The organism is Streptomyces melanosporofaciens (assembly GCF_900105695.1).
In the GTDB taxonomy this organism is placed as follows: Bacteria; Actinomycetota; Actinomycetes; order Streptomycetales; family Streptomycetaceae; genus Streptomyces; species Streptomyces antimycoticus.
The window spans coordinates 539,999-565,252 of the sequence record NZ_FNST01000002.1; the positions used below are offsets into that span (position 1 = coordinate 539,999).

Annotated in this window: 25 protein-coding genes and 2 pseudogenes; 15 read left to right on the forward strand and 12 right to left on the reverse strand. The window is 72.3% G+C overall.

The annotated features are described in order from the left end of the window. Positions 1–152 precede the first annotated feature (152 nt). Positions 153–791: pseudogene (locus BLV72_RS49670) on the reverse strand (RibD family protein); the annotation flags it as partial. Then, a complete protein-coding gene (locus BLV72_RS05090) occupies positions 791–1,540 on the reverse strand; it encodes a creatininase family protein (RefSeq protein WP_093460563.1) in 750 nt (249 codons plus the stop codon). The pseudogene BLV72_RS49670 and the gene BLV72_RS05090, both read right to left, overlap by 1 nt. A 97-nt stretch (positions 1,541–1,637) precedes the next feature. Here BLV72_RS05090 and ribA point away from each other — a divergent pair, with 97 nt between their 5' ends. The 6 genes from ribA to BLV72_RS05115 all read left to right on the forward strand — a co-directional run bounded on the left by ribA (position 1,638) and on the right by BLV72_RS05115 (position 7,001). After that, the gene (gene ribA / locus BLV72_RS05095; RefSeq protein WP_093460564.1) at positions 1,638–2,294 is read left to right on the forward strand and encodes a GTP cyclohydrolase II; all 657 of its coding nucleotides are present in this window, start codon (positions 1,638–1,640) and stop codon (positions 2,292–2,294) included. Between the two features lie 169 nt (positions 2,295–2,463). Further along, positions 2,464–2,970 carry a 2Fe-2S iron-sulfur cluster-binding protein gene (locus BLV72_RS05100; RefSeq protein ID WP_093460566.1) on the forward strand — a complete coding sequence of 169 codons (507 nt, stop codon included), beginning with the start codon at positions 2,464–2,466 and terminating at the stop codon, positions 2,968–2,970. Then, positions 2,967–3,956: an FAD binding domain-containing protein gene (locus tag BLV72_RS05105; RefSeq protein WP_093460567.1), complete on the forward strand. Its 990-nt coding sequence runs from the start codon at positions 2,967–2,969 to the stop codon at positions 3,954–3,956. Before BLV72_RS05100 ends, BLV72_RS05105 begins: the two co-directional genes overlap by 4 nt. Continuing rightward, positions 3,953–6,085 (forward strand): xanthine dehydrogenase family protein molybdopterin-binding subunit, encoded by a 2,133-nt coding sequence (locus BLV72_RS05110; protein WP_093460569.1) that lies wholly within the window; start codon positions 3,953–3,955, stop codon positions 6,083–6,085. Before BLV72_RS05105 ends, BLV72_RS05110 begins: the two co-directional genes overlap by 4 nt. A 2-nt stretch (positions 6,086–6,087) precedes the next feature. Further along, the gene (locus tag BLV72_RS49675; RefSeq protein ID WP_244320659.1) at positions 6,088–6,324 is read left to right on the forward strand and encodes an NAD(P)H-binding protein; all 237 of its coding nucleotides are present in this window, start codon (positions 6,088–6,090) and stop codon (positions 6,322–6,324) included. After that, positions 6,321–7,001: an NmrA family NAD(P)-binding protein gene (locus BLV72_RS05115; RefSeq protein ID WP_244320660.1), complete on the forward strand. Its 681-nt coding sequence runs from the start codon at positions 6,321–6,323 to the stop codon at positions 6,999–7,001. The genes BLV72_RS49675 and BLV72_RS05115 overlap by 4 nt, the downstream gene beginning before the upstream one ends. 377 nt (positions 7,002–7,378) lie before the next feature. Here BLV72_RS05115 and BLV72_RS49680 read toward each other — a convergent pair whose 3' ends face one another. Continuing rightward, positions 7,379–7,879, reverse strand: a complete 501-nt coding sequence (locus tag BLV72_RS49680; RefSeq protein ID WP_342030651.1) for a Rossmann-fold NAD(P)-binding domain-containing protein — start codon at positions 7,877–7,879, stop codon at positions 7,379–7,381. A 25-nt stretch (positions 7,880–7,904) separates the two neighbouring features. On the opposite strand from BLV72_RS49680, the gene BLV72_RS05125 reads away from it, so the two are divergent. After that, complete coding sequence (locus tag BLV72_RS05125; RefSeq protein ID WP_342030652.1) at positions 7,905–8,144, forward strand: LysR substrate-binding domain-containing protein; 240 nt, start codon at positions 7,905–7,907, stop codon at positions 8,142–8,144. A gap of 16 nt (positions 8,145–8,160) precedes the next feature. On the opposite strand, the pseudogene BLV72_RS05130 reads toward BLV72_RS05125, so the two are convergent. Continuing rightward, positions 8,161–9,353: pseudogene (locus tag BLV72_RS05130) on the reverse strand (glycosyltransferase). 330 nt (positions 9,354–9,683) lie between these two features. Here BLV72_RS05130 and BLV72_RS05135 point away from each other — a divergent pair. Next, positions 9,684–11,573 (forward strand): glycosyltransferase family 2 protein, encoded by a 1,890-nt coding sequence (locus BLV72_RS05135; RefSeq protein WP_244320662.1) that lies wholly within the window; start codon positions 9,684–9,686, stop codon positions 11,571–11,573. Positions 11,574–11,603: 30 nt separating this feature from the next. Here BLV72_RS05135 and BLV72_RS05140 read toward each other — a convergent pair whose 3' ends face one another. The 4 genes from BLV72_RS05140 to BLV72_RS05155 all read right to left on the reverse strand — a co-directional run bounded on the left by BLV72_RS05140 (position 11,604) and on the right by BLV72_RS05155 (position 15,993). Continuing rightward, entirely contained in the window at positions 11,604–12,626 is a 1,023-nt protein-coding gene (locus tag BLV72_RS05140) for a glycoside hydrolase family 6 protein (protein ID WP_093470164.1), read from the reverse strand. Positions 12,627–12,746: 120 nt separating this feature from the next. After that, the gene (locus BLV72_RS05145; protein WP_425288353.1) at positions 12,747–13,493 is read right to left on the reverse strand and encodes a cytochrome b/b6 domain-containing protein; all 747 of its coding nucleotides are present in this window, start codon (positions 13,491–13,493) and stop codon (positions 12,747–12,749) included. After that, the gene (locus BLV72_RS05150; RefSeq protein ID WP_093460574.1) at positions 13,477–14,211 is read right to left on the reverse strand and encodes a molybdopterin-dependent oxidoreductase; all 735 of its coding nucleotides are present in this window, start codon (positions 14,209–14,211) and stop codon (positions 13,477–13,479) included. Before BLV72_RS05150 ends, BLV72_RS05145 begins: the two co-directional genes overlap by 17 nt. Before the next feature lie 126 nt (positions 14,212–14,337). Continuing rightward, positions 14,338–15,993: an FAD-binding dehydrogenase gene (locus tag BLV72_RS05155; protein ID WP_093460575.1), complete on the reverse strand. Its 1,656-nt coding sequence runs from the start codon at positions 15,991–15,993 to the stop codon at positions 14,338–14,340. Positions 15,994–16,213: 220 nt separating this feature from the next. Here BLV72_RS05155 and BLV72_RS05160 point away from each other — a divergent pair, with 220 nt between their 5' ends. The 4 genes from BLV72_RS05160 to BLV72_RS05175 all read left to right on the forward strand — a co-directional run bounded on the left by BLV72_RS05160 (position 16,214) and on the right by BLV72_RS05175 (position 18,365). Beyond that, complete coding sequence (locus BLV72_RS05160; protein ID WP_143059760.1) at positions 16,214–16,969, forward strand: hypothetical protein; 756 nt, start codon at positions 16,214–16,216, stop codon at positions 16,967–16,969. Between the two features lie 29 nt (positions 16,970–16,998). Next, positions 16,999–17,535, forward strand: a complete 537-nt coding sequence (locus BLV72_RS05165) for an NUDIX domain-containing protein (protein ID WP_093460578.1) — start codon at positions 16,999–17,001, stop codon at positions 17,533–17,535. 107 nt (positions 17,536–17,642) lie between these two features. Then, on the forward strand, positions 17,643–18,008 hold the full coding sequence (locus tag BLV72_RS05170; protein ID WP_093470166.1) for a YidH family protein: 366 nt from the start codon (positions 17,643–17,645) through the stop codon (positions 18,006–18,008). A gap of 18 nt (positions 18,009–18,026) precedes the next feature. After that, positions 18,027–18,365 (forward strand): DUF202 domain-containing protein, encoded by a 339-nt coding sequence (locus BLV72_RS05175; RefSeq protein ID WP_086708421.1) that lies wholly within the window; start codon positions 18,027–18,029, stop codon positions 18,363–18,365. A 73-nt stretch (positions 18,366–18,438) separates the two neighbouring features. Here BLV72_RS05175 and BLV72_RS05180 read toward each other — a convergent pair whose 3' ends face one another. The 3 genes from BLV72_RS05180 to BLV72_RS05190 form a co-directional block, all read right to left on the reverse strand. Further along, positions 18,439–19,656, reverse strand: coding sequence for an alpha/beta hydrolase family protein (locus BLV72_RS05180; RefSeq protein ID WP_093460580.1), 1,218 nt, complete (start codon positions 19,654–19,656; stop codon positions 18,439–18,441). 122 nt (positions 19,657–19,778) lie between these two features. Next, positions 19,779–20,705, reverse strand: coding sequence for an NADP-dependent oxidoreductase (locus BLV72_RS05185; protein WP_093460581.1), 927 nt, complete (start codon positions 20,703–20,705; stop codon positions 19,779–19,781). Between the two features lie 167 nt (positions 20,706–20,872). After that, positions 20,873–21,526: an NADPH-dependent F420 reductase gene (locus BLV72_RS05190; protein WP_093460583.1), complete on the reverse strand. Its 654-nt coding sequence runs from the start codon at positions 21,524–21,526 to the stop codon at positions 20,873–20,875. 118 nt (positions 21,527–21,644) lie between these two features. Here BLV72_RS05190 and BLV72_RS05195 point away from each other — a divergent pair, with 118 nt between their 5' ends. The 3 genes from BLV72_RS05195 to BLV72_RS05205 all read left to right on the forward strand — a co-directional run bounded on the left by BLV72_RS05195 (position 21,645) and on the right by BLV72_RS05205 (position 24,470). Next, positions 21,645–22,061: a winged helix-turn-helix transcriptional regulator gene (locus BLV72_RS05195; protein ID WP_093460584.1), complete on the forward strand. Its 417-nt coding sequence runs from the start codon at positions 21,645–21,647 to the stop codon at positions 22,059–22,061. Between the two features lie 164 nt (positions 22,062–22,225). Further along, positions 22,226–23,248, forward strand: coding sequence for a phosphotransferase family protein (locus tag BLV72_RS05200; protein ID WP_093460586.1), 1,023 nt, complete (start codon positions 22,226–22,228; stop codon positions 23,246–23,248). Between the two features lie 7 nt (positions 23,249–23,255). Then, positions 23,256–24,470: an acyl-CoA dehydrogenase family protein gene (locus tag BLV72_RS05205; RefSeq protein WP_093460587.1), complete on the forward strand. Its 1,215-nt coding sequence runs from the start codon at positions 23,256–23,258 to the stop codon at positions 24,468–24,470. A 160-nt stretch (positions 24,471–24,630) separates the two neighbouring features. On the opposite strand, the gene BLV72_RS05210 is transcribed toward BLV72_RS05205, so the two are convergent. Beyond that, entirely contained in the window at positions 24,631–25,224 is a 594-nt protein-coding gene (locus BLV72_RS05210) for a TetR/AcrR family transcriptional regulator (protein WP_244320663.1), read from the reverse strand. Positions 25,225–25,254: the final 30 nt, after the last annotated feature.

Here is a 25,254-nt window from a genome sequence, read left to right on the forward strand (position 1 = left end):
TCGAAGAGGGTGTCCTCGCCGAGGGTCGAGCGGCGGACGGGCGGGCGCAGCGCGTCCCGCATGACCGGCGTCCCGTCGAAGCGCAGCCCGGGGATGCCGTCGCCGAGCAGCACCGGGGCCACGGTGACATAGAGCCGGTGCAGCGCCCCCGCATGCAGAAAGCGGGACACGGTGACGCCGCCGCCCTCGATGAGCACCCGGCCCAGTCCGCGCCGCGCGAGCGCCCGCACCAGCTGGTGGGGGGCAAAGGCGTCGGGCTCCGTGAGCGTCAGCAGCTCCACCCCGTCCGGCGGCGCCGGCCGGCGCTCGCCGGTGGCGCCCACCACCCACAGGGTCGGAGCTGAGCCATCGGTGAACACGCGTCGGTCGAGCGGCACCCGTCCGCGGGGATCGAGGACGACCCGTACCGGGTGGGTGCCCGCGCAGGCGCGGACGGTGAGCTGGGGGTCGTCCGCGACGGCGGTGCCGGCCCCGACGACCACCGCGTCGGCCAGGGCGCGCAGCCGGTGGAGATGGCGGCGGTCCTCCTCGCCGGTGACATAGTCGGCGTCGCCGGTGCGGGTGGCGATGAATCCGTCCAGACTCTGACCGAGCTGAGCGATCGTCAGCCGCGGTCCGGCCAGGCACAGCGGGAGATAGCGGTCGACCAGGAGCCGGGCCTCCGGCGAGGCGGGCTCACTCCACCGCCGCCTGCCGTCCGGGCCCCGGACCAGACCGGCGTCCTCGGCATCCGCCTCGCTCCGGACGGAGCACAGCCGCTCCCAGGCCTCTTCCGTTTCCGACAAGGTCATCACGCCTCCTTCTCGGCACCGACCAGGGAAAGATACTCGGCGAAGGAATCGACAAGCCCGGCCAGCACTTCCTTTCCCTTATTCGCGGACGCCCTGGACGGCCGGCCGATGACGCCGGACTCCGTATAGGCGGACATACCGAGGGTGAGCAGATGTTTCCGATCGTCGGATATCCAGTCGGAGGTTTCATGACCGGGCCGGACGAGTTCTGGATGGGCATGCAGGAGTATGGATGTCTCCAGTTCCCCCGCATGCATATCGCTGTTGGACGGGGTGCGTACTCCGGCGCGCGTTCTGGCGGCATCCCAGTCCGCCGATCCGGGGAATAGCGCCATACCGAAGTCACCCCCGGCGGATTCCTGCACGATGTTGCGCAGTACGTAATTCCCGCCGTGTCCGTTCACCAGAATCAGACCGCGTATACCCGAGCGCCTCAGCGAGTCCGCGATATCGCGGACCACGGCGTAGAGGGTGGCCGCGGACAGGGAGATCGTGCCTGGCCAGGCCGCATGTTCATGGGAGCAGGAGATCGTCACCGGGGGCAGATGGAGCACCGGATAGGCGGCCGCGATCTCGCCTGCGATCGTGCCGGCGATGACCGTGTCGGTCGCCAGTGGAAGAAATGCGCCGTGTTGTTCGAAGCTGCCCACGGGAAGCACGGCGACTTCGGCCCGGTCGGCCCGCACTTCCTCCGTCGTCTGTGTCGGCAACACCGTGCCGACCTGCGGGCGCGTTCCCGAACCGCTCATATCTCATGGACCTTTCCTGTGTCGGCCGGACAGCTTGTTCCCCCGGCTTTGTCATTCTCCTGTACAAGGGCGGTGGTTTTCCAGATAAGATCGGGACATGACAGAAAGTGATGGCGTGTTCGATGTCGACGCCCGCCCCTCGGGTGTCGAACGAGTGGTGAATGTCCGGCTGTCCACGAAGCATGGCGACTTTCTCGCGATCGGCTATCGGGACCTCGTTCGCGGTGATGAACAAATGGCGCTGGTATACGGCGATGTCACCGGTGAGGAAGCGCTTACCCGCCTGCATTCGGAGTGCCTCACCGGAGACGCGTTCGGCTCCCGTCACTGCGAGTGCGGCGACCAGCTCTCCGCGGCGCTGAAGGCGATCGTGGCCGAAGGCCGGGGCGTTCTCGTCTATCTGAGGGGTCATGAAGGACGCGGGATCGGGCTGCTCGCCAAGCTCCAGGCGATGAAGCTCCAGGCGGAGGGGCTCGACACCGTCGAGGCCAATCTCGCCCTCGGCCTGCCGGCGGACGCCCGGGACTACAAGGTGGCGGCGGATGTCCTGCACGACCTCGAGGTGCGCTCCGTGCGGCTGCTGTCCAACAACCCCCAGAAGCGGGACGCGCTGCTGCGGCATGGCGTCAGGGTCAGCGAGCAGGTGCCGCTGCTGATGACTCCGCACAAGGAGAACCTCCCGTATCTGCTCACCAAGCGGGATCGTATGGACCACTATCTGCCCCATCTGGAAGCCGTGATCCAGCGCACCTGAAGAAGACCCTGACCCGGGGGCCGCGGCCCCGTCCACCGGCGTCGGCCGGGCGCGAGCCGCGGCCCGCCATCGGTGTGGCCATACCGCCGAACGGGCGATCCGTGCCTATATGTCCGAGAATGGGGGTGCCGCGTGACGTTCCGACGGACGACGATCAAGGGTAGGGACCATGGACCTGGAGATCGAGCTCCGGGTGGACGGGACCGAGCACCGCCTCACCGTCGACACCCGTACGACGCTGCTGGACGCCCTGCGCGAGCAGCTGGGGAACACCAGCCCCAAGAAGGGCTGCGACCACGGACAGTGCGGGGCCTGCACCCTGCTGCTCGACGGCCGCCGGATCCTCGGCTGCCTCGCGCTGGCCGTCGCCCACCAGGGCGCGGACATCGTTACGGCGGCGGGGCTCACCAACGGTGAGCTGCATCCGCTCCAGCAGTCCTTCATCGCCCATGACGCCTTCCAGTGCGGCTACTGCACACCCGGTCAGATCGTCTCGGCGGCCGGCATGCTGCAGGAGGCCGGGGAGGGCTGGCCGAGTGCCGCGAGCAAGGATCTGGGCGCCACCGATGTGGTGCTCGACGACGAGGAGATCGCCGAGCGGATGAGCGGCAACCTGTGCCGCTGCGCCGCGTACGCGAACATCGTCCCGGCGATCGCGGAGGTGGCACACCGATGAGGCCCTTTCGCTATGAGCGCGCCGATGAGGTGTCGGCCGCCGTCACCACCCTGGTCGAGGAGCCCGAGGCGGCCTATCTGGCCGGCGGGACCAATCTGGTCGATCTGATGCGGCTGGAGGTGGCGACCCCGGAGCTGCTGATCGACGTCCGGCGGCTCACCTCCGACCGGATCGAGGAGCTGCCCGACGGCGGGCTGCGGATCGGCGCGGCCGTGCCCAACAGCGATCTGGCCGCCGACTCCCGGGTCCGGCGGCGCTATCCGGTGCTCTCCCAGGCGCTGCTCTCGGGCGCCTCGGGCCAGCTGCGCAACCTCGCCACCACCGGCGGGAATCTGCTGCAGCGCACCCGCTGCCCGTACTTCCAGAACGTCACCACCGCCTGCAACAAGCGCATACCGGGCGCGGGCTGCTCGGCCATGGAGGGCTATCAGCGCGATATGGCGATCCTGGGCGCCTCCCCCACCTGTGTGGCCACCCACCCCTCGGACATGGCCGTCGCGCTGGCCGCGCTGGACGCGGTCGTGACGGTGGCGGGCCCGGCGTCCGAGCGGCGGATCCCGCTGACCGACCTGCACCGGCTGCCGGAGGCCAACCCCGAGCGCGACACCGTCCTGGAGCGCGGTGAGCTGATCACCGGGGTGGAGCTGCCGCCCCCGCACGCCGCGCTGCGCTCGCGCTACCGAAAGGTGCGCGACCGCGCCTCGTACGCCTTCGCACTGGTCTCGGTCGCCGCCTCGCTGGAGGTCACCGACGGGGCGGTACGGGACGCGCGCATCGCGCTGGGCGGGGTGGCGCACAAGCCCTGGCGGGCCATCACGGCCGAGGCGGTGCTGCGCGGCGCGCCCGCGACCCGGGAGAGCTTCGTGGACGCGGCCGCGGCCGAGCTGTCCGCGGCGCGGCCGCTGCCGGGCAACGCCTTCAAGGTCCCGCTCGCCCGCAACACGATGGTCGCCACCCTGCTGGAGCTGCTGGAGGAGGCGCGATGAGCCACGTCACAGCCCGCCCCCACGCCATCGGCGTCCCGATGGACCGCATCGACGGCGCGCAGAAGGTCACCGGCACCGCCACCTACGCCTATGAATGGCCCCTCGACCAGCCCGTCTACCTGTATCCGCTGCAGTCCACGATCGCCTCCGGGCGGGTCACCGGGGTGGACAGCTCGCTCGCGGAGGCGGAGCCGGGGGTGCTGGCCGTGCTCAGCCATCTCAACGCCCCCACGCTGACCCGGCCCGACGATCCGGAGCTCGCGGTCCTGCAGTCCGACGAGGTCGCCTGGCGCGGCCAGTTCATCGGGGCGATCGTCGCCGAGTCCCTGGAGACCGCGCGCCGCGCGGCGGGGCTCGTCCGCGTCGACTACGAGAGCCGTCCCCCCGATGTGGTGCTGCGCGCCGACCGCGACGACCTGTACTCCCCGGTGCACGCCGCCACCTTCGGCACCGGCGGTGGAGAGCTGCAGGACGGCTCGCCGGCCGACAGTGTGCTGGGGGACGTCGATACGGCGCTGGCGGCGTCGCCGACCATGGTGGACACCACGTACTCCACGCCGATGTACCACAACAACCCGATGGAGCCGCACACCGCCGTGGTCACCTGGCTCAACGGCGAGCTGCTGGTGCGCTGTTCCACCCAGGGCGTCTCCATGAGCCAGGCCCTGATCTCCGGGGTGCTGGGGCTGGAGCCGGGGCGGGTGCGGGTGGTCTCGCCGCATGTCGGGGGCGCGTTCGGCTCGAAGGTCTACCCCCACGCGTATGCCGTCCTCGCCGCGATGGCCGCCCGGATCGTGCGGCGGCCGGTCAAGTTCACCCTCACCCGGCAGCAGATGTTCGCCCTGGTCGGCTACCGTCCGGCGTCGATCCAGCGGATCCGGCTGGGCGCCGGACGGGACGGCAGGCTCACCGCGCTGGCCCACGATGTGATCGAGCAGACCGCCAAGGCCAAGGGGTACGCGGAGCAGGTGGGCGTCTGCTCCCGGATGATGTACGCGGCACCGCACCGGCGCACCACCCACCGGCTGGCCCCGCTGGATGTCCCGGTGCCGACGATCATGCGGGCGCCGGGCGAGGCGCAGGGGATGTACGCGCTGGAGTCGGCCATGGACGAGATGGCGATCGCCTGCGGTCTTGACCCGGTGGAGTTCCGGGTCCGCAATGAGCCGGAGGTGCATCCGGAGTCCGGGCTGCCGTTCTCCAGCCGTCATCTGACCGCCTGTCTGCGCGAGGGCGCCCGCCGGGCCGGATGGGAGCACCGCGACCCGACCCCCCGGGCGCGCCGCGAGGGGCGCTGGCTGGTGGGCACCGGCGTGGCCGTCTCGACGTATCCCTCCCCCCGCTTCCCCGGAAACGCGGCCACCATCCGGATGGGCCCGGACGGCCGCTACACGGTGCGGATCGCCGCCGCCGACATGGGCACCGGCACTTGGACGGCGCTCACCCAGATCGCCGCGGACGCGCTGAGCGTCCCGGTCGGGCAGGTGGAGATGCGGATCGGGGACACGGCGCTGCCGGCCGCGTCGGTCGCCGGGTTCTCGGCCGGCATCAACAGCTGGGGCACCGCGATCTGGGAGGCGGCGGACCGGTTGCGGGCCCGGCTGCGGTCCGAACACGGCGGTATCGCGCCGCCGGAGGGGCTGGAGGTCACCGCGGAGATGGCCGGCGGCAACCCGGACGCCGAGCGCTATGCGATGCACAGCTTCGGCGCCCAGTTCGCCGAGGTGCGGGTCGACGAGGACACCGGTGAGCTGCGGGTGACGCGGCTGCTGGGGATGTTCGACGTGGGCCGGGTCATCAACCCCAAGACGGCCCGCTCCCAGCTCATCGGCGGGATGACCCAGGGGATGTCGATGGCGCTGTACGAACACAGTGTGCTCGACCCGCGGTTCGGCCATGTGGTCAACCACGACTTCGCCCAGTACCACATCGCCTCGCACGCCGATGTCCACGCGGTCGAGGCCCACTGGCTGGACGAGCCCGATCCGTACACCAACCCCATGGGGGCCAAGGGCCTCGGCGAGGTGGGCATCGTGGGCACCGCCGCGGCCATCGGCAACGCCGTGCACCACGCCACCGGTGTCCGGGTCCGCGAACTGCCCATCACCCTCGACAAGCTGGTCTCCTAGCCATGGCCCCGGCACCGATCCTGGTGACCGGCGCCGCGGGGAGCGTCGGAGGCATCGGCCGCACCGTGGTGGAGGAGCTGCGCCGGCGCGATCTGCCGGTGCGGGCCATGGTCCACCGGGAGGACGAGCGGGCCGACGCGCTGCGGGCGACGGGCGCGGAGGTGGTGGCGGGCGATCTGACCCGCGCCCGGACGTGGTCCGCGCGCTGGACGGCTGCGGACGGATGTACTTCGGCATGAGCGTGTCGTCGGGGTACCTGGAGGCCACCGTGACGACGGCGGCGGTCGCGCGTGAATACGCGCGGCTGGAAGTGCTGGTCAACATGTCGCAGATGACGGTCTCCCAGATGGACTTCACCAGCACCACGGAGTCCGATCAGCACCGGCTGCAATGGCTGGGCGAACAGGCCCTCGACTGGTCCGGGCTGCCCGTCACCCATCTCAGGCCCACCGTCTTCATGGAGAATCCGCTCTTCTCGGTCTTCGTCTACTCCTCCATCGCGCAGGAGGGCACGATCCGGCTGCCGTTCGGCACCGGGCGCACCTCCCCGGTCGCGGCCGGGGACGTCGCCGCGGTGGTGACGGAGATCCTGGTGGACCCCACCTCGCATATCGGCAAGACCTACCATCTGACCGGCCCGGCCTCCGTCGGCATGACCACCATGGCCGCGGAGTTCGCCGACGCGCTCGGCCGGCCGGTCAGCTATGTGGACGTCTCCTACGAAGCCTGGGTCAACCACGATCTGCGGGCCCTGGGCCTGCCCGACCACGTCTTTCAGCATCTGGCGACCATGGCCCGGCTGCACGCGGAGAACCGCTACGACCGCCGGACCGACGACATCGAGACGATCACCGGGAGCCCCGCGACCGGGGTGCGGGAATTCGTCGGCACCCATCCCGAGATGTTCACGGCCTGATCACCCTCGGCTTCGCCAGCAGCCGCCGGGCCGGCCTGACCGCCATCGACTTCTGTGCGGCGGCCACCGGCCCCGTCGTGGTCGGCCTGCCGATCGGCTATCTGCCCACCCTCTACAACGCCTACCAGCGCCGCGAGACGGGCCGGCGCCCCGCCCCGGGGTCCGCAGATCCTCGCCCGCTACGCCCAGGTCGAGCTGGCGGACGACATCGGCGACCTCTTCCGCGGCTGGGAGCGGGAGGATCCGATCCGGCTCGGCTACGAGGACTTCCCGCGCGGGGTGGAACGGATGCGCACCTACGGCTATCCGATGGAGCGCGCCGCGCGGGAGGCGTGGCCGCACTTCCGCGGCTGGCGGGTGAACTACGAGACGCTCGCCTACCGCCTGGCCCAGGACATCGACGCGGTCCCGGCCCCTGGTCGGGCCCGCGCCGCACCACCTTGTCCGTCTGGTCCCCGCCGACCCCGGTCGACCGGCGTCCCGTTGCGCCCGTCCAGCAAGGTGGCGAACAGGTCGGTCAGAAACGCCCCCAGCTCGTCCGGCAGCCCGTGGTCGCGCACCAGCGCGGCCCCGTACTCCTCGGCGGGGACCGGCACATAGCGCACCGCGCGGCCCGTCGCCCGGGCGATCTCTGCGGCCGCCTCGGCGAAGGTCAGCAGCCTCGGCCCGGTGATCTCGTAGCTCCGGCCCGCGTGTCCGTCCCCGGTCAGCGCCGCGACCGCGACCTCGGCGATGTCGTCGGCGTCCACGAAGGGCTCCTCGACGCCCCCGGCCGGGAAGACGATCTCGCCGTCGAGCACACCGCTGCGCAGGATGCCCTCGTCGAAGTTCTGGAAGAACCAACTCGCGCGCAGTACGGTCCCCTCCACGCCCGGCACCCGCACCGCCTCCTCGGCGGGCGCGGTGCTGACGGCCCTGGTCGCGGCGGGAGCCGGTGCCGCCCTGGTGCCCCGTATGGCGCTGCCGGACACCACCGCGCCCGTCAGCCTGCATCCGCTGGTCCATCCCGTCTCCCGGACCGTCTTCGCCGTCAACCGTGCGGGCACCGGCAACCGCCCCGGCCTGCGGCATGTGCTGGAGCTGCTCCGCGACCTGGCCCCGGGGCCCGATGACGACCGCGCGGAGGCCGCGGGGCGCGCTTGACGGCGCGCGAGCCCTCTCAGCCCGCGGGCGCGCCGCGCCGCGGCATCCGGCGGCTGATGGGGGACACCCGCAGACAGCCGTCCGGCCCGCAGGTGGTGGCGCGGTCGTAGAGGTCCATCAGGCGGCGGGCGCCGCGGGCGATGTCGTAGCGGTCGATGGCGTCCGGGACCGGGAAGCGCAGCGGGCCCGCGGCGGCCTGCCGGCGCAGGGCGTCGGCGAGGGCGGCCGGGCCGGGGGCGATACGGCGGGCGCCGGGGACGGTCCCGGCGGGGAGCTCCTCGAGGGCGGGGCAGACGGTGTGCAGCACCGGCAGCCCCGCCGCCAGCCCCTCCAGCGCCGCGAGGCCGAACGCCTCCTCGGTGGACGGCGAGACCAGCACGTCCATGGCGGCCAGCAGCCCGGGCAGCCCGGCGGGCCGGTCGTCCGGCGGGGCCACCGCGCCGTCGCGCTCGCCCAGCAGCCGCACCCGGTCGGCCACGCCGAGCCGGGCGGCCAGGTCCTCCAGGGCGGGGCGCTCGGGGCCCTCGCCGACCAGCAGCAGCCGGGTGTCCGGCACCTCGGCGACGGCCCGCACCGCCGCGTCGAACCGCTTGTCCGCCACCAGACGGCCGACCCCGCCGACCACGAAGGCCCGGTCGGGGAGGCCGAGACGGGCGCGGGCGGCCGCCCGGGCGGCCGGTTCGAAGCGGAAGTGGCGGGCGTCGATCCCATTCGGCACCAGATGGATCCGGGGGTTGGGCACACCCCAGTCGCGCAGCCGGTCGGCGACGGCGGCCGAGACGGCGACGGTGGCCGAGCCCAGCCGCTCGGCGGCGAGATAGCGGGCGCGGAGGGCGGCCGTGAGCGGTCGGCCGTCGATCCGCCGCTCGCCCAGGCTGTGTTCGGTGGCGATGACCGCCCGCACCCCGGCCAGCCGGGCGGCGATCCGGCCGAGCACACACGCCCGGTACAGATGGGTGTGCACCAGGTCGTAGCCGCCGGAGCGGATGATCCGCACCAGCCTGGGCACCGTGGTGAGCTGCCGCTCGCGCCCGGCGCCCAGGGGCACATGGGTGACCGGGATGCCGTCCGCGCGAATGCCGTGCGCGGTGGCGCCGGGGCCCGAGAGGGCGATGACGTCACAGCGCACCGGCAAATGGCGCAGCAGCAGCCTCAGTTGCTGTTCGGCTCCTCCGGCCCGAGGCGGGAGATGATGTGCAGGACTCTCATCGGGCGACTGCGCCCCATCCTCCGTATTCCGATGGGCTTCGATCGGTGCCGACCCTGCCAGACGGCGGGATGTAAATCACGTAAGACGCGCACCGCTGGGCCGTCGGAGTGGCTGTCCTACGGGCCCTCAACAAGGGCGCGCCGAATATTCGATGTGCACGGCCAGCCCCCATGGGATTGTTACCTTCTCATCTCGCGCGATGACCTGATGAATATGGCCCGTATGGGTCATCGCGGCGCGCCATTCGGTTCGAGCCAGCCCCGCGGGAGTGCCCAGATGTCTGCACCGACCCCCGTCAGAGATTCCCCCGGAAAGCCACCGCACACGCCGTGTCCGCCGGGCCGCCGCCCGCGCGTACCGCGTCGGATTCCCGCGTCCCGCACCGCCGTTCCGCCTCGGAGTACGAGTACAAGCGGTACAGCGAGCTGGCGGGCCCGCTGACCAACGCTCCCACGGACCGCCCCTACCGGGTGCGCTGCCGGAGTCTGCTGGCGCAGGAGCCGCACCGGATCCGGGCCGCGCTGCTGCTGTGCGCGGCGCCGGTGTGCTCGGCGCTGCTGCTGCTGTGGCTGCTGCACCCCGATCACTGGCTGGAGCGCGCCTACGCGCCGTGGTGGCAGCGGGCGGCGGACCTCGCGATGCTGGTCTCGATCGCGCTGATCGAGGGCTTTCGCCTGTTCACGGTCGTCTCCAACGCCCATGCCACGCTGGTGGCGCGGGATCCGGTGCCGGTGGTGGCCGAGCCGGGGACCCGGGTGGCGTTCCTGACCAGCTTTGTGCCCGGCAAGGAGCCGATCGCGATGGTCCGGGCCACGCTGGAGGGGGCCGTGCGGATCCGGCACACCGGGCCGCTGGACGTATGGCTGCTGGACGAGGGGGACGACGAGGAGGTCAAGGCGCTGTGCGCACGGCTGGGCGTACGGCATTTCTCCCGCAAGGGCATCGAGAAGTGGAATCAGCCGAAGGGCGCTTTCCGGGCGAGGACCAAGCACGGGAATTACAACGCCTGGCTGGACGCACATGGTGACGCGTATGAATTCATGGCGTGTGTGGATACCGACCATGTGCCGCTGCCCAACTTCCTGGAGCGCATGCTGGGTTACTTCCGGGATCCGGATATCGCCTTTGTGGTCGGTCCGCAGGTCTACGGGAATTACGACACTCCGGTCACCAAGGCCGCCGAAAGTCAGCAGTTCCTTTTCCACGCACTGATCCAGCGGGCCGGAAACGCCTATGGCGGCCCGATGTTCGTGGGCACCAACAACGCCGTGCGGATCAGCGCGCTGCGCTCGATCGGCGGGCTGTACGACTCGATCACCGAGGACATGGCCACCGGCTTCGAGCTGCACCGCCACCGCAACCCCGCCACGCGCAAGAAGTGGCGCTCGGTCTACACCCCCGATGTGCTCGCGGTCGGCGAGGGGCCGAGCACCTGGACGGACTTCTTCACCCAGCAGATGCGGTGGAGCCGCGGCACCTACGAGACGGTGCTCAAGCAGTTCTGGAAGGGCCCGTTCACCCTGTCGCCGGGCAAGCTGCTCAACTACTCGCTGATGATCGCGTACTACCCCATGACCGCGCTCAACTGGATCCTCTCCGCGCTGTCGTGCGCGCTGTTCCTGGTGCTGGGCGCGGCCGGGATCCACATCCCCGCCGAGATGTGGATGATGCTCTACAGCGACGCGGCGATGCTGCAGATCGGGCTGTACATCTGGAACCGGCGGCACAACGTCTCCCCGCATGAGCCGGAGGGCTCCGGCGGGCTGGCCGGGATGCTCCTCTCGGCGCTGTCGGCCCCGATCTACGCCAAGTCGCTGTGCGACGCGGCGCTGCGCCGCACCAGCCGGTTCGTGGTCACGCCCAAGGGCGACTCGTCCAGCCCGGACCGGCTCTCCACGTTCCGTATCCATCTGCTGTGGGCCGCGGTGTTCGGCTCCTCTCTGGTCGCCTCGTTCTTCCTGGGCCACACCCATGCGGTGATGCGGACCTGGGCGGCGCTCGCCCTCGCGCTGTGTCTGGCGCCGGTGGCGATCTGGTCGGTGGGGCTGGTGCGCCGCGGCCGGAAGCGCCCGGCGCGCGGAACGGTGCCGACGGCGCGCGACGCGGCCAGCCCCTGTGCGGTCCCGAAGGACAAGCGCCCCGAAGGGGCGCGGGGCTGTGTCGATATGCGGCTCCGCAGCGTGGGCGCGACCGGCCACGACGGCGCCGCAGCCGATTGACGGCCGGTCAGGCCACTTCCAGCGAAGCGCTTAGTGCCGGCGGGGCGCGTTACGGGCCAGGTCGAGCGCGTACGCGGTCCACCAGCGGCCCGCCGGAGGGCCGCCGTTGCAGGTTCCGTCGGACTCTCCCGGCCGCTTGATCCACAGATAGGCGTCCACGAGGCGGTCCCCGGTGGTGGTGCTGGGCCGCTCGCCCAGCGCCCGCCCCGGCGGATTGCACCAGGAATCCCGGGCCCGGACACCGTGCCGGGCCGCGCCGCGGAGCCGCAGCGGACCGTTGCCGTTCCGGCTGGTGTCGATGACGAAGTGGGCGCCGTCGAGGGCGGCGGAGAGCCGGTGGCCGTACGCCACGGTGCGCCGGGTCGGCTGGAAGTTGGAGACGTTCAGCGCGAAGCCGTCCGCCTGCTCGATACCGCCCTCGCGCAGCGGCCGCACCAGCCGGTGGGGATTCTTGATCCAGCCCGGGTTCCCCGCGTCCACGTACACCTGGACGTGGGGCAGGGCGGCGAACATGGCGACCGCGTCGCGCAGCATCGCCAGCCGGGCGGTGCGCAGCCTGGCCGGTACGCAGCCGTCGACGAGCTGGGCCACCGCGTCGGGTTCCAGGACGACGATCGCCTTGCGGTCGCCGATGCCCAGGGTGATCTGCTCGATCCAACGCCGGTACGCATGGGCGCTCCGCGCCCCGCCCGCCGAGTACCGCCCGCAGTCCCGGTACGGGATGTGATAGGCGACCAGGACCGGGGTGGACCCGGTCCGCGCCGCGGATTCGGTGATGAAGCGGACCCGTTCACGGGGCGGCGCGGGGCCTAGCCACTCCGCGATGGGCTGCTGAGCGATCTGCCGGATGAGCGCGGCGTCGCGGTTCTTCCCCTCGTCCTGCCGCTCACGGGCCTGCCGGGCGGCCGGGCTGTCCGGGTTCACCCAGAGCCCGCCCCGCCGCAGCGGGGCGTCGAACATGCGGCAGCCGCTCAGCGGCAGCATCGCCACGGCGCAGAGGGCGATATGCACCCCGAGCCGCATAACGGTCTTTTTTGGACCTTTCTCGCGCATGCGACGCATCATGACACCGGGTGTCATGGGTTCGGCGGACGTGGTGCGCGTGGCCACTGGTTCAGCGGATGCGGCGCGTGGCTATTGGTCCAGCGGTACGCGGCGTCCGTGGCCACTGGTTCAGCGGATGCGGTGTTCGTGGTCTCCGGTGTCGTGCCCCGCGTCCCGGTGGCCGTCCGCGGTGTCCTCGTCCGTACGCCACAGCGGATGCTCACGGGCCGCCCACGCCCGCTCGACCCGGCCCGTGCGCATCCCGCGCCGGGCCTCCGGATCGGCGAACGCCTTGCCGATGTGGCCGAGCAGGACGATGCCGATGGCCAGCGCCAGCCAGTCGTGGACGAAGGTGGCGCTGGTGCGCCACACCAGCGGGGCCAGATCGGTGAACCACATCAGCAGCCCGGTGCCCGCCATCACCATCACCGCGCCCGCGATATACCCCGCGTACAGCTTCTGCCCGGCGTTGAACTTCCCCGCCGGGCGCTCCTGTCGCCGGTGGTCGCGGCGCAGCGCCGCGCGCAGCCAGCGGCGGTCGTGCGGGCCGAAGCGGTTGAGCCGGGTGAGGTCGGCGCGGAAGGCACGGGAGGCGAGCCCGAGCAGGGCCGGAAGGGGCGTCAGGATGCCGCTCCACTCATGGACGGTGACCACGAGGGCGCGCCGGCCAACGAGTTCGGCGAGCTCGGGCAGATAGAGACAGCCCGCACTGAGCACACACACGCCCAGCAGGAGGGCCGTGGTGCGGTGGATCCAGCGCTCGGCGGGGCTGAACCGGCGCACCCGCGACCCGTCCCGGCCCCGGTCCCCGGCTCGCGACGTCGCGGTCATCGTCCGCTCGGAAGGTGGCGTCGTCTGCTCAGGCGGTGGGGTCATCGTCGCGTCCGTTCGATCTGCCGACCCAGGCGTCGACGTCATAGCCCCGGTCCTCCCAATAGCCGGGCCGCACCTCATCGGTGACGGTGATACCGGAGAGCCATTTCGCCGACTTGTAGAAGTACATGGGCGCCACATACAGCCGCACCGGCCCGCCGTGGGAGTGTCCCAGCGGCTTGTCCCGCAGCTTCAGCGCGACCAGGACGTCAGCCCGCCGCGCCTGATCGAGGGTCAGGCTCTCGCTGTACGCGCCGTCGAAGCAGGTGAAGCGGACGGCCTTGGCCTGCGAACGCACCCCGGCGGCGTCGAGCAGCGTCGACAGCCGCACCCCCTCGAAGGGGGTCTCTGGCACCCGCCAGCCGGTGACGCACTGGACATCGCGGACGAGGCGGGTCTGCGGGAGCGCGCGCAGGTCGGCGAGGCGGTACCCGGCGGGCTTGTCGACGAGTCCGTCGACGGTGAGGCGGTAGCTGTCGGCGTCCTTGTGGGGCACGGAGGAGGTGACGGAGTAGTAGCGGAATCCCCCGCCGTTGGGGAGGAGTCCGGTCACCCCCGTCGGGTCCTTGTCGGCCACCGCGCCCAAGGCGGCCTCCAGGCGGCCCTGCAGCCAGGGGGCCGCGGCCATCGCGCCGGCCCCGAGGCCGAGCATGCCGAGGACGAGGCGCCGGCCGACGGGGGCGCCGTGGCCGTCGGATCCGGCACCGGTGTTGGGGTCCATGGGTCGATAAGAGCACCGGGCGGGGGTGGTGCGCCATATCCGCCGGGGATTCGTCAGACTTCGGTAAGACTCCGGGGCCCGGGAGCCCGGAAGCCCGGGAGCCACGCCCCGGGTCTATCCCACCGTCTACCCCACCGCCTTGGCCGCCGCGCGGCCCGCCGTACGGCCCGAGAAGAGGCAGCCGCCCAGGAAGGTGCCCTCCAGGGAGCGGTAGCCGTGCACTCCCCCGCCGCCGAAGCCCGCCGCCTCCCCGGCGGCGTAGACACCGGGCAGCGGTTCGCCGCCCTCGGTCAAGACGCGGGAGGAGAGGTCCGTCTCGAGGCCGCCGAGCGTCTTACGGGTCAGGATGTTCAGGCGCACGGCGATCAGCGGACCGGCCTTGGGGTCGAGGATGCGGTGCGGCGCTGCGGTGCGGATCAGCCGGTCGGCCACATATTTGCGGGTGCCGCGCAGGGCGGTGACCTGGAGGTCCTTGGTGTAGGGGTTGGCGATCTCGCGGTCGCGGGCGACGATCTCCCGGCGCAGCGCCTCCTCGTCGATGAGCGGCTCCTTGGTGAGCTCGTTCATCCGCCGGACCAGCGTCGTCAGCGACCGCTCCACGATGAAGTCCGCGCCGTGGTCCATGAACGCCTGGACCGGGCCCGGGGCCCCGGCCCGGCCGCGGCCGATCACCTCGCGGACGCTCTTGCCGGTGAGGTCGGGGTTCTGCTCGGAGCCGGAGAGCGCGAACTCCTTCTCGATGATCTTCCGGGTGAGCACGAACCAGGTGTAGTCGTAGCCGGTCCGCATGATGTGCTCGAGCGTGCCGAGGGTGTCGAAGCCGGGGAACAGCGGCACCGGCAACCGCTTGCCGCGCGCGTCGAACCACAGGGAGGACGGGCCGGGCAGGATGCGGATACCGTGCCGGGGCCAGATGGGGTTCCAGTTCTCGATGCCCTCGGTGTAGTGCCACATCCGGTCGCGGTTGATGATGCGGCCGCCGGTCGCCTCGGTGATGCCGAGCATATGGCCGTCCACATGGGCCGGGACCCCGGAGATCATCCGCTCGGGCGGGGAGCCCAGCCGCTCGGGCCAGTTGGCGCGGACCAGGTCGTGGTTGCCGCCGATCCCGCCGGAGGTGATGATCACGGCTTGGGCGCGCAGTTCGAAGGCGCCGGCCACCTCGCGGCCGCTGGGAGTGCCGCGCTCGGCGTCGCTGGGCTCCAGGACGTCGCCGGTGACGGTGTCGACCGTGCCCGCGCTGCGGGCCAGCCCCGTCACCCGGTGCCGGAAGCGCAGCTCGACCAGGCCACGGGCGGCCGCCGCCCGCACCCGCCGCTCGAAGGGGGCCACGACACCGGGGCCGGTGCCCCAGGTGATGTGGAAGCGGGGCACGGAGTTGCCGTGGCCGGTGGCGTCGTAGCCGCCGCGCTCGGCCCAGCCGACGAGCGGGAACAGCCGCAGCCCCTGGGCGTGCAGCCAGGACCGCTTCTCGCCGGCCGCGAAGTCCACGTACGCCTCGGCCCAGCGGCGCGGCCAGTGGTCCTCCTCGCGGTCGAACCCGGCCGTGCCCAGCCAGTCCTGCCAGGCGAGTTCATGGCTGTCGCGGATGCGCAGGCGGCGCTGCTCGGGTGAGTCGACGAGGAAGAGACCGCCGAAGGACCAGTGGGCCTGGCCGCCGAGCGACTGCTCGGGCTCCTGGTCGAGCAGGATCACCTTACGACCGGCGTCGGCCAGTTCGGCGGTGGCGGCGAGGCCCGCGAGCCCCGCGCCGACCACGATCACGTCCGCGTCGTACGCCATGGTGTGGTGTCCGTTCTCGTGAGCCCGCCGACGCCCGCAGGCGGCGTCATGACCGCGATCCTGCCTACCGCCCAGTACGGCGTCAACCCGGGGTGTGGGAGCGGTTTCCGGTCGCTTCCGGCCCGCCGACTTCCCCCGCGAAACCTCGACATAGAACAAAAGGTCACAATCGTTCACCGAGATTGGACACGGTTAGGCCAACCGTGCATCATCAACGACCATGGCTGACCGCTCCTTTGAGCATTTAGGGCCGACGCCCGAGGTGGAACGTCGCGTGGTGAACCCGACGCTCGTCACCCCCGGCCCGCAGCCCCTCCAACCCGGGCCGCCCGTGGACGAGGCGCAGGTGCTCCGCGGCGAGGTGATCGGGCCCCGGCACGCCCGCCGCCGCCCGGTGGACAACCGCCGCAAGGCGGCCGCCGGGGCGATTCTGCTGTCGGCCACCGGCGCCGCCACCGCCCTCTTCATGCTCATGGGCAAGGACGCCCGTGAGGCGACGGCCGCCTCCGGAGGCGACACCTCGACGGCCGTCCCGGACGAGCCGGAGAGCCATACCGTCCCGTACGCCGAGGCGGCGGTGGGCGACACCCCGCTGCGCGGTGCGCGCGCCGAGAAGCCCAAGGCGCAGCCGCCCGCCGCCCGGCCCGTGGCCCAGGCCCCGGCGGCCGACCCCACGCCGGACAAGCCCCGGACCCCGTCCGCCGGCAAGGGCCGCTCCACGCCGTCCTGGCCGGGCTGGTCCTCCCGGGGGCCGGGACAGTACGACGACTGGCAGGACGCGGTGGAGGCGTTCGACCGCTGGGCCGAGCAGCAGCAGGAGCGGCAGCGCGACGAGGGCGGCGGCTACGGCGGCGGAAGCGGCTACGGCGACGGGTACGGGGACGGCTACGGCGGCGGCTATGGCGGTGGAAGCGGCTATGGCGACGGGTACGGGGGCGACTACGGCGGCGGATACGGCGGTGGCCACCGGCGCTGACCGCGCCCGCGATCTGCTTGTATGGCGGTATGTCTGATCAGGAACCGCTTTCCGCCAACGAACTACTCGACATCGTGGACGAGCGGGACCGCGTGGTCGGCCAGGCCCGACGCGGTGACGCCATGGCCCACCGGCTCCGGCACCGCTGCGTCTTCATCCTGGCCCGGGACGCCCAGGGCCGCGTCTTCGTCCATCGCCGCACCGCCGGGAAGCTGGTCTTCCCCTCGCTCTACGACATGTTCGTGGGCGGAGTGGTCGGCGCGGGCGAGGGCTATGACGAGGCGGCGCTGCGCGAGGCGGAGGAGGAGCTGGGGGTGCGGGGGCTGCCCGCGCCCGTACCGCTGTTCTCGTTTCTCTACGAGACGCCCGAGCACACCTGGTGGAGCCGGGTCTACGAGGTGCGCTGCAAGCTGCCGGTCACCCCGCAGGCCGAGGAGGTCGCCTGGCACGCCTTTCTCACCGAGGAGGAGCTGACCCGGCGGCTGCCCGAGTGGGAGTGGGTGCCGGACGGGCGGGAGGCGTACCGGCGGCTGATGGAGTGGCGCCGTGAGAGGGTCGAAGCGTGACCGAATCCTCCGGGCCCGGGCCTTCGGAGCCCGCGCAGCCTTCGGAGCCCGCGCAGCCGGCCGAGCCGCGTGGCGGCGGTCTCGCCTCGGCGGCGTCGGACGTACGGCTGTGGTTCGCGCCCGAGCGGCTGCGGGAGGAGGGCGGCACCCCCGACTACCGCTTCTCCCTCGCCAACGAACGGACCTTCCTCGCCTGGCTGCGCACCGCGATGGCGCTGGTGGGCGGCGGATTCGCGGTCGACCAGTTCCTCCCGGAGACGGCCCGGCCGCTGCGGCTCGCGCTGGCGCTCGTCCTGCTGGCGGGCGGCGCGCTGTGCGCGCTGCGGGCCATCAGCCACTGGGTGCGGTGCGAGCGGGCCATGCGGCGGGGCGAGGACCTGCCGATGTCCCGCTTCCCGGTGGTGCTGGGGCTCGCGGTCGGAGTGGTCGCGCTGCTGATGGTGATCGTGGCCGCCTTCGGGTGGGGCGGGTGACCCGGGAGGTGTGAGGCGATGCCGGAGGGGAAAGGGACGCACGGACCACGAACGCGGGACCGGGACCCCGGGCTCCAGCCGGAGCGGACGCGGCTGGCCTGGCGGCGTACGACGCTGGCGTGCGCGGTGGCCGCCTCGCTCGCGGGCCGGCAGACCCTGCACGGCGGTATCGACCCGGCCTCGCTGGTGGTCCTGGCCCTGGTGGTGGTGGCCTGGCTCGCCTTCCTGGCACTGGCCCACCGCCGCATCCGGGCCATGCGCATGCCACGTCCGCCCGCCCTGTCCCCGCGGGCGGCCGTGGCCGCGGTGGCCTGCACCCTCGCCCTGGCCGTCCTGGGAGCGGCGATGCTGCGCTGAGAGCGCGCCCGGTGCCGCGCTCCCCCGGCGACCGACCCCGCCGCGGGCGCCCGCCCGCCCATGGCCGTCGCGCCTACTGGACGAAGCGCACGTCGGGGTGGGAGGCGGACGGCCCGTCCAGCAGGTCGCGCGGCCGGCCCCGCAGGTGCTGGTCGAAGAAGGCGGTGAGGTAGGCGCGCTGGGCGGCGGTGCTGCGCCCGGGATCCACGGTCCCGATGACCTGCTCGCGCTGCCGCGGCGGGATGTCCAGGCGTTCGTCGAGCGCGGGCACGATCGTCTGGGCGTCGGTGTAGCTGAAGTGGCCGCCCCGTTCCAGGCTCAGATCGCGCTTCCAGCCGGTCGAGTGGTCCCAGAGCGACTGCCAGGACGGCTCGTTCAGGTGGGTCTGACTGGCCTTGCCCAGGAGCATGAAGGGCCGGTTCAGCCCTTCCACCGCGGCCGGGACGAATTCGGTGCCGCTGTATTTGAGCGTGCCGTCCATATCGATGCCCGCGTCGATACGGCCATCGACGCGCAGGGCCTCGGCCGCGGTGATTCCGCCGGCCGAGTGGCCGTACATGCCGACCCGGGTCAGATCCAGCGCCGTGCCCAGGCCGCGGGGCAGCCGACGCCCCGCGGCATCGGGATTTCCGCCGTCCCGCAGAACGGCCAACTGGTCGAGTACGAAGCGGGTGTCGCCCACCCGGGTCTCGATGGCCTGCTTGCGCTTCCCCGGATCGGTCAAGGGGTCCTTTTGAAGCTCGACCCGGCCGCCGGGGAACTCGACCGGGGACGTCTCGTGCGTGTGGTCCATGGTGACCACCACATAGCCGCGGCTGGCGAGTTCCTCGGCCGTGGACGTTCCCAGCGCGCGGGTGCTGCCAAGGCCCGGCGAGTACAGCACGACCGGCCGGCGCGTGTGGTCGTCCGCCGGGGCGGCGGTGGCGGCGTCGGTCCGCGTGGCGGCCCAGTCCACCTCCCCGGGAGCCGCCAGGCCGAACGAGCCCGCCTCGTCCACGGCACGGGCGGTGCCGGGCGGCATATGGGGCTGGCGGGGGTACCCGTTCACCGACCGCGCCGGATACCAGACGCTGACCATCAGCTCCCTCTTGCTGCCGGCCACCCAGGGGTCGGCCCGGGCCCGGTCGACGAGATGGAGTTCGGTCACCCCGACCGACTGGCGCCCCGTCGGTGCGGGCAGTTCGAAGCGCACGGGGTCGGCCGGACCGGCGGCGGAGGCGGCCGTCCCCACGCCGACGATCAGCGAGAGGGCGAGGGCCGCCGTGGTGGTGAGACCTATAGGGATTCGCATGGGGCCGACTCTGCCCGGGCGCCCGCGAGCCCGCCTCCGCCCGGAGGCGGAGGCGTCCCCTGGCATTCCACGGGGTGTTCGCGCCGGTTTCTCAGGGCCACCGCGAGGGTGATCCCTGTCGCTCAGTCCACCGCGATGGCGATCTTGCCCCTGGCGTGGCCCTCCATGCTGAGCCGCTGGGCGTCCGCCGTCTTCTGGAGGGGGAAGACCGCCGCGACCTCGACGCCGAGGGCGCCGCGCTCGGCGAGGTCGGTGAGGTCCTGGAGGTCGTCGGGGTCGGGGCGGACGAAGACGTAGTGGCCGCCGAGGCCGAGGACCGCGGGGTCGGCGATGGAGGCCAGGCGGCCTTCGGGGGCGAGGAGTTCGGCGGAGACGGTGAGCGCGTCGCCGCCGACCAGGTCGAGCACGGCGTCCACCCCGTTCGGGGCGAGGGCGCGGACCCGTTCGGCGAGGCCCTCTCCGTATGTGGTCGGCTCCGCGCCGAGCGCGCGCAGATACTCATGGTTGCGCTCACCCGCGGTGCCGATCACGCGGGCACCCATGTGCCGGGCCAGCTGGACCGCCATCGAGCCGACCCCGCCCGCCGCCGCATGGACCAGGACGGTGCCGCCCTCGCCGACCCTCAGTGCCCGCACCAGCGACTGGTAGGCCGTCAGCCCCGCCAGCGGGATGCCCGCGGCCTGGGTGAAGGAGAGGTTCCGCGGTTTGCGGGCGAGGGTGCGGACGGGAGCGGCCACATACTCGGCGCAGGTGCCCCGGGAGAGGAAGTCCTCCCGTACGTATCCGATCACCTCGTCGCCGGGCCGGAACTCCGTCACCGCGGGGCCGGGCCGCTCCACGACCCCGGAGACGTCCCAGCCGGGGATCACCGGGAAGACCGCGTCCAGGAACGGCTCGAGATATCCGGCCTGCGCCTTCCAGTCGACGGGGTTCACGCTGGCGGCCCTGACCCTGACCAGGACGGAGTCGGGGCCGACCTTCGGCTCCGGTCGCTCCCCGTACTCCAGGATCTCGGGGCCGCCGTAGCGGCGGTAGGTGATGGCCTTCATGGTGGCGCTCCTCGCGGCTCTCACATTCTGGCGGTTCTCGCAGCTCCTCGCGGCCTCGCGGGGCTCCTCGCGGCTCTCACGTTCGCCTTGTCCCGCTCCTCCCCTTCGACGCTCCTGCTCACCCACCGCCGGCGCAAATCCACACCACCCCCGCCGCTGCCCAGGCGCTACGCCGGGCTCTGCGCCGCCAGCGGCGGCAGCGCGGCCCGTGGCTCCACCCCGCCGAACCAGAAGCCGAGCAGAAACGCGACGGTGGACTCCAGCAGGCGGGCCCGCTCCAGGCCCCCGGCGTCCAGCGGTACACAGCCCATGTCGCGGACCAGCGTGCGTACGGCCTCCAGCGCCTTCTCGTCGTCCCCGCACAGCGGGACCGCCAGCGGCCCGTCGGCGAAGACCGGCGGGGTCATCCGCCACACCGCGTCCGAGCAGTGGCAGAACGCCTTCACGACCCGCGCCCCGACGGCCCCCGCGGCGATCCGCTCGGCCATGCCCGGCCCGCCGTCGGTGGCGAGGGTGAAACGCCCGGGGACGACCGCGTTGGTGCAGTCGATCAGCGCCCGGCCGCTCAGCGTGCCCTCGGCCGCGCCCGCCGCCTCCAGGGCCGCCTCGACGCCGTCGTACGCCACCGCCAGCAGCGTCACCGCACCGAAGCCGGCGGCCTCGCGCAGACTCCCCGCCCGCGCGCCGTGGCCGATCCGGGCGGCCAGCGCCGCCGCCTTCGGCCGCGAGCGGCCGCCGATGAACAGCTCGTGCCCCGCCCGCGCCCACTGGGTCCCCAGCGCGTCCGCCATCGTGCCCGTGCCCAGCACTCCGATCCGCATCGCGGTCTCCTCCTCGTTCCCACCTGCCGATGGGGAAGGACACTAGGAAGTCCGTCGCACACCGCGCGGTGTGCGACGGATGCGCTAGGACGGCGGTCAGCAGGTCAGGAGGTCATCAGTGAGTGAACCGGCGACGACATCGCGGCCCCTCGCACCGGAGGGATTCATCGCCGACTGCCGGGCGCGGCTGGGCTTCGATCTGCTGGCCCGCACCTGGACCGCCGTCGTGATCTTCGGGCTGCGGGAGGGGCCGCGCCGCCCCGGCGAACTGCGCGAGGCGATCGGCGGCATCAGCCCGAAGGTGCTCAACGACACTCTGCGCCGCCTGGAGGACGACGGGCTGGTGGAGCGGCGCCGGTACGCCGAGGCGCCGCCCCGGGTCGAGTACGCGCTGACCCCGCTCGGGGAGACCCTGCTGGGGCCGGTCGAGGCGCTCGGTGCCTGGTCGGTGGAGTACGGGGAGGCGGTGGTCGAGGCCCAGGAACGGGCCGAGGAACGGGCCGAGGAGCGGGCCGGGCGGGGGCGGGGGCGGTAGTTCCGAGTCCTCCGGGCCGCGGTCCCGGCGTGCCCGGCAACGGACCCGCACTGGACTACATACCGACTGGTCGGCATCATGTTGCGGAACGGTTCGCCCGCTCCCCCGACCGAGCGGCTGTGCGTAGGACCGCGAAGTACCGAGGAAACCCAGGAAGAGGTTCGATGAACGCAGGCAATCCCCCAGGGCTCGACCTCGATCGGCTCCGCGCCCACCTCGACCGCGAACGCGCGGGACTGGTGCGCGGGCCGCTGAGCGCCGAGCTGATCGAAGGCGGCCGTTCGAATCTCACCTACACCGTCACCGACGGCACCTCCCGCTGGGTCGTCCGCCGGCCGCCGCTGGGCCATGTGCTCGCCACCGCCCATGACATGGCCCGGGAACACCGGGTGATCAGCGCCCTGCACCCGACGGCCGTGCCGGTGCCGGAGCCGGTGCTGCTGTGCGAGGACGAGACGGTGGTCGGATCGCCCTTCTACGTCATGGAGTTCGTCGAGGGCACGCCGTACCGCACCGCCGAGCAGCTCGCCGGCATCGGCCCGGAGCGCACCCGGGAGGTCGTGCTCTCCCTCGTCGACACCCTCGTGGCGCTGCACTCCGTGGACCCGGCCGAGGTCGGGCTCGGCGACTTCGGGCGCCCGGAGGGGTTCCTGGAGCGGCAGCTTCGCCGCTGGGGCAAGCAGCTGGCGGCCTCGCGCAGCCGTGAGCTGTCCGGGATCGACGAGCTGCACAGCCGGCTCGCCAAGGCGCTGCCGGCCTCCCCCACGCCCACGGTCGTCCATGGCGACTACCGCCTGGACAACGTCCTGGTGAACGCCGACGACCGGATCACGGCGATCCTCGACTGGGAGATGTCCACGCTCGGCGATCCGCTGACCGACCTCGGGCTGATCGTGATGTACAGCGGTCATCCGAATCTCGCCGACTCCCCCATCTCCTCCACGCAGGGCGCCCCCGGCCACCCCGCCACGGACGAGCTGATCCAGCGCTATGCCGAGGGGTCGGGGCGCGATGTGAGCGGCGTGTCCTGGTACACCGCCTTCGCCTACTTCAAGCTCGCGGTGATCCTCGAGGGCATCCACTACCGCTACACCCTCGGCCAGACCGTCGGCGCGGGCTTCGACCGCATCGGCGACATCGTCCCCGCCTTCATCGACCACGGCCTCACCACCCTCGAGGAGAGCTGATCTCGTCATGGACTTCGCATTCGACGCCCGGACCGAAGAGCTGCGCGCCAAGCTGCTCGCCTTCATGGACGAGCATGTCCATCCGGCGGAGGCGGTCGCGGAGGAGCAGCGCGCGGCCCTGGACTCCCCGTGGCTGACCCCGGCGGTCGTCGGGGAGCTCAAGGCCGAGGCCCGCCGGCAGGGGCTGTGGAACCTCTTCCTGCCCGACGAGGAGTACGGCGCGGGGCTCACCAATCTGCAGTACGCCCCGCTCGCGGAGATCACCGGCCGCAGCCCCCAACTGGCCCCCACGGCCCTGAACTGCGCCGCCCCCGACACCGGCAACATGGAGGTGCTCGCCCAGTTCGGCGACGAGCGGCAGCGCAAGCAGTGGCTGGAGCCGCTGCTCGCCGGGGAGATCCGGTCGGCCTTCGCGATGACCGAGCCGGAGGTCGCCTCGTCCGACGCGACCAATATCGAGACCCGGATCGAGCGCGACGGCGACGACTACGTCATCACCGGGCGCAAGTGGTACATCTCCGGGGCGATGAACCCGGACTGCAAGATCTTCATCGTGATGGGCAAGACCGACCCGGAGGGCGCCGATGTGCGCCGTCAGCAGTCGATGGTGCTGGTGCCGCGCGACACCCCGGGCGTCGAGGTGCGGCGGGCGATGCGGGTGTACGGCTACGAGGACCACTACCACGGCGGCCACGCCGAGGTGGTCTTCGACCGGGCGCGGGTGCCGGTGAGCAACCTCATCGGCGAGGAGGGCGGCGGTTTCGCCATCGCCCAGGCCCGGCTCGGCCCCGGCCGGATCCACCACTGCATGCGGCTGATCGGCATGGCCGAGCGCGGTATCGAGCTGATGTGCCGGCGGGCGGTGGACCGTACGGCCTTCGGCAAGGCGCTCGCTCAGCAGGGCCAGGTCCATGAGTGGATCGCGGACGCGCGGGTGGCGGTCGAGCAGCTTCGGCTGCTGGTGCTGAAGACGGCCTGGCTGATGGACACGGTGGGCAACCGCGAGGCGCACACCGAGATCCAGGCCATCAAGATCGCGACGCCGCGTACGGTGGTTCAGATCCTGGACCGGGCGGTGCAGTTGCATGGCGCGGGCGGGGTGAGCCAGGACTTCCCGCTGGCCGAGCTGTGGGCGGCGGCGCGGACGCTGCAACTGGCCGACGGGCCGGACGAGGTGCATCAACGGTCGCTGGCGCGGCGTGAGTTGAAGCGGTACGTGTAGCTGAAGCGGTGCGGGAAGGGGCGGGGCGGGGCTTGTTCCCCACCCCGCCCCTTCCCGCGGCATCCGATATGCGGCTCCGCCGCGTGGCGGGGCTCTGCCCCGGGCCCCGGTCCTCGCGCTCCCCCAGCTACCGCTGGGAGGTGCCCCCTGGACGGGCTGGTTACGGCCGCAGCGCGCGCAGCAGTAGGTCGGCCAGGTGGTCGGCGACCTCCTGGGGGCCCAGCGGGCCGCCGGGCCGGTACCAGGTGCCCAGGTGGTGCACGGAGCCGAAGTGGTAGTCCACCACCAGATCGGCCGGGGTCCGGGAGCTGAACACTCCGGTCCGCTGCCCCTCCTCGATCAGCGCGCGGAACCGCTCGTGGTAGCGGCGGCGCTCGGCGCGCACCTGCTTGTGCTTCTCCGGACTGAGTTGGTGCATCGACCGGAAGAAGATGGTGGCGTCGTCGAGGTTCTCGATGGTGGTCACCACGACATCGGCCGCCGCCTCCCGCAGCCGCGTCTCCACCGGTGCGTCGGCGTCCGCGAAGGCGTCCAGGCGCTCCTGCTGGAGCCGGAGCACCCGGCCGTAGATCTCATGGAGCAGATCGTCCTTGGAGCCGAAGTAGTGGTAGAGCGCGCCCTTGGTGACGCCCGCCGCCTCGACGATCTCCTGTACGGACGTCCGGTCGTATCCGCGCTCCGCGAACAGCCGGGTGGCAGCCGCCAGCAGCCGCTGTGGCACCGGCTGTCCGTCACCGTCCGTCGTTTTGGCCATGGTCGCCACCCGTTCTCTTCTGCCCTTCTG

Excerpts from the sequence above, each read along its gene's own strand:
- BLV72_RS05140 (WP_093470164.1), bottom strand. The coding sequence starts at position 12,626 with ATGCGCGAGAAAGGTCCAAAAAAGACCGTTATGCGGCTCGGGGTGCAT.
- BLV72_RS05090 (WP_093460563.1), bottom strand. The coding sequence starts at position 1,540 with ATGAGCGGTTCGGGAACGCGCCCGCAGGTCGGCACGGTGTTGCCGACA.
- BLV72_RS05155 (WP_093460575.1), bottom strand. The coding sequence starts at position 15,993 with ATGGCGTACGACGCGGACGTGATCGTGGTCGGCGCGGGGCTCGCGGGC.
- BLV72_RS05185 (WP_093460581.1), bottom strand. The coding sequence starts at position 20,705 with ATGAAGGCCATCACCTACCGCCGCTACGGCGGCCCCGAGATCCTGGAG.
- ribA (WP_093460564.1), top strand. The coding sequence starts at position 1,638 with ATGACAGAAAGTGATGGCGTGTTCGATGTCGACGCCCGCCCCTCGGGT.
- BLV72_RS05190 (WP_093460583.1), bottom strand. The coding sequence starts at position 21,526 with ATGCGGATCGGAGTGCTGGGCACGGGCACGATGGCGGACGCGCTGGGG.
- BLV72_RS05105 (WP_093460567.1), top strand. The coding sequence starts at position 2,967 with ATGAGGCCCTTTCGCTATGAGCGCGCCGATGAGGTGTCGGCCGCCGTC.
- BLV72_RS05145 (WP_425288353.1), bottom strand. The coding sequence starts at position 13,493 with ATGACCCCACCGCCTGAGCAGACGACGCCACCTTCCGAGCGGACGATG.
- BLV72_RS05210 (WP_244320663.1), bottom strand. The coding sequence starts at position 25,224 with ATGGCCAAAACGACGGACGGTGACGGACAGCCGGTGCCACAGCGGCTG.
- BLV72_RS05200 (WP_093460586.1), top strand. The coding sequence starts at position 22,226 with ATGAACGCAGGCAATCCCCCAGGGCTCGACCTCGATCGGCTCCGCGCC.
- BLV72_RS05175 (WP_086708421.1), top strand. The coding sequence starts at position 18,027 with ATGCCGGAGGGGAAAGGGACGCACGGACCACGAACGCGGGACCGGGAC.
- BLV72_RS05110 (WP_093460569.1), top strand. The coding sequence starts at position 3,953 with ATGAGCCACGTCACAGCCCGCCCCCACGCCATCGGCGTCCCGATGGAC.
- BLV72_RS05160 (WP_143059760.1), top strand. The coding sequence starts at position 16,214 with ATGGCTGACCGCTCCTTTGAGCATTTAGGGCCGACGCCCGAGGTGGAA.
- BLV72_RS05205 (WP_093460587.1), top strand. The coding sequence starts at position 23,256 with ATGGACTTCGCATTCGACGCCCGGACCGAAGAGCTGCGCGCCAAGCTG.
- BLV72_RS05165 (WP_093460578.1), top strand. The coding sequence starts at position 16,999 with ATGTCTGATCAGGAACCGCTTTCCGCCAACGAACTACTCGACATCGTG.
- BLV72_RS05100 (WP_093460566.1), top strand. The coding sequence starts at position 2,464 with ATGGACCTGGAGATCGAGCTCCGGGTGGACGGGACCGAGCACCGCCTC.
- BLV72_RS05180 (WP_093460580.1), bottom strand. The coding sequence starts at position 19,656 with ATGCGAATCCCTATAGGTCTCACCACCACGGCGGCCCTCGCCCTCTCG.
- BLV72_RS49675 (WP_244320659.1), top strand. The coding sequence starts at position 6,088 with ATGGCCCCGGCACCGATCCTGGTGACCGGCGCCGCGGGGAGCGTCGGA.
- BLV72_RS05115 (WP_244320660.1), top strand. The coding sequence starts at position 6,321 with ATGAGCGTGTCGTCGGGGTACCTGGAGGCCACCGTGACGACGGCGGCG.
- BLV72_RS05150 (WP_093460574.1), bottom strand. The coding sequence starts at position 14,211 with ATGGACCCCAACACCGGTGCCGGATCCGACGGCCACGGCGCCCCCGTC.